The sequence below is a fragment of the Pseudomonas sp. FSL R10-1350 genome, assembly GCF_009600525.1.
Taxonomy (GTDB): domain Bacteria; phylum Pseudomonadota; class Gammaproteobacteria; order Pseudomonadales; family Pseudomonadaceae; genus Aquipseudomonas; species Aquipseudomonas helleri.
In genome coordinates, this window is the sequence record NZ_WIVR01000139.1 from 1 (window position 1) to 2024 (window position 2024).

General features: G+C 43.4%; 2 protein-coding genes. Both read right to left on the reverse strand.

Annotated features, from left to right (window positions below):
* Positions 1 to 150: 150 nt before the first annotated feature.
* Positions 151 to 1269 (reverse strand): DUF559 domain-containing protein, encoded by a 1119-nt coding sequence (locus tag GHO25_RS25445; protein WP_153328962.1) that lies wholly within the window; start codon positions 1267 to 1269, stop codon positions 151 to 153.
* Between the two features lie 35 nt (positions 1270 to 1304).
* Positions 1305 to 1832, reverse strand: a complete 528-nt coding sequence (locus GHO25_RS25450; protein ID WP_228390351.1) for a replication/maintenance protein RepL — start codon at positions 1830 to 1832, stop codon at positions 1305 to 1307.
* Positions 1833 to 2024: the final 192 nt, after the last annotated feature.

A 2024-nucleotide genomic window follows, 5' to 3' on the forward strand; every position in this document is an offset into this window, starting at 1 on the left:
GCTTACAAAGGCTCAGGTTACTGAGGTTTTAAAAGTGGCCATGACGTTCCAACTGGAAAACAAGAAAGCTAAGGAACAGAGGACGGCGATACGCCAAGAAAAAATAAAAAATGCCCCGATCGATCGGGGACGTTAAAATAATATATTGGACTACTCACGTGAAGTAGGCACATGAGCGCCAGATTTGATTAGATCCATATCCGGGAAACCCGATTCCTCCATGTATTTATGGAAAAGAACTGCAAACATATAATCATTAGCAGATCTTTTCCTCAAATCCTCAAAATACTTTCTGCGGTTTTCAAGATGATAGGCGCACTCCATTGAAATTTGCCGCTGAACAACTTCATTATCAATTGGCTCCGGCAAAATAATAGGTGTCCAACAAAAAATTTCGGTTATTGGTTTTTTAATATGACCTTGTGTAATTCTTGCGTACATTTCATCATGAATCTTTCGCTCACCAGGAGAAAGGTTCATTAAACGAATCTCTGTCTCGACTTTACGTACCATAGCGTTAAGAAATATTTGTTCACTATCTATGGCTTTTTTAAAATCTGAAATAGTAGCTTGTTTCAAGCTAGCATCAATAACTATTTTAGTAAAACTCGATACGCCTTTCGTGAAGTCACCAATGTAGTTTGATACAGGTTTCCGTATAATACTATTCTTAGCAACTGGCTCTGGCTCTGGCTCTGTCGCAGACCTGGTAGGGTTTAAAGCAAAATCCTTGACCCTTCGGATAGCTTCGGCGGGATTATTGAAAACTATACTTGCTGGTATCCGGAGGACGCTATAACCATGGGCTACTGAGAATTCGTCTCGGATACGGTCACGCTCTACCTGCTCAGGTGAAGAGTGGTATGTGGCACCATCAATTTCGACGATGTACTTGCTGTTCAGCACAAAATCAAATCGATAGTTATGGAATGTGAATTGCATTTCCATTGATAACGCTGGGGAAATTAGTGCCCCATTACTAGGATAAAGATTGAATTCTTTAACCATGGATTGTAGAAACTTTTCCTCTGCTGGAGATTCACAGCCTTTTAGGAATAGCTCTAGCCAGTCACTATCGTCGGGTTTTGCGTCAACCCATGTTCGAGGCGGAAGGACCGTTTTAGTTTTTGGTTCTATAAAGTCTAAGAAAGTTAACCATGTTAAGATTAGTACAACAATCAAAACATATGGGAATATAAAACATAGCGGCAATACTATTGCAATTAAACCAGCCCTAACCCAAAGCTTACCTGCAGATTTTCCGTTCACATAGCACCTTCCTGGTTAACATTATTGTGGAGCTTTTAGATATCTAGGTCTTGTTGGTCTGGCGGTGGAAGTTCATCCTTTCCGGTAACGGCTATGTTGTTGTCTTCGATGATTGGGATGTAGGTCAGTTTCTGCTTCGCCTTTTCCTTGAAATTGCTGTCTTGCTCAGATGCAGAGGCAATGACGGTCGCAGAGAAAACGGCGTATTTCCGTTGGTTGCGGCCTGCCTGCCAGAACACTCGTTCGTTGACACAGTAGGCGCTGGCATTGCCGATTTTTACTGTGTCGATCCAGTTTTCATCCTTGAGGAGCTTGATTGCTCGACCCACTGTAGGACGGCTTACGCCTGTGACCTCGCAGAGCGTCCCATAGCTACACACTACGGCGTTTGTGGTCCTACCCATGTGCTCCACCAAGTAATACAAAATCTCGTGCGCTATGGGGCTTGCACGGGCCAATTTACGCATCTGAGTCAGGTAGCTGCGGGAGATCTGGACGAAGTTGTAATTGTCCCGTACATCATGAGACTCCGGAGTCTCTTCTGGTGATGCAACCATGCTCATATTGAGATCCTGCTTGCTTTAAATGGTGATCTCGAATGATACACTTGATGATGACCCTTTGAAAACAGAGTCTCACCAGCTATGAGACTGCCCAGTCTCACCAGCTATGAGACTACCCCTAAAAAAAAACCTTTAAAATCAGCAGGTTGCAATACCCCCCCTTCTATATCTCAATAGGGCTCTGCCCTAGGC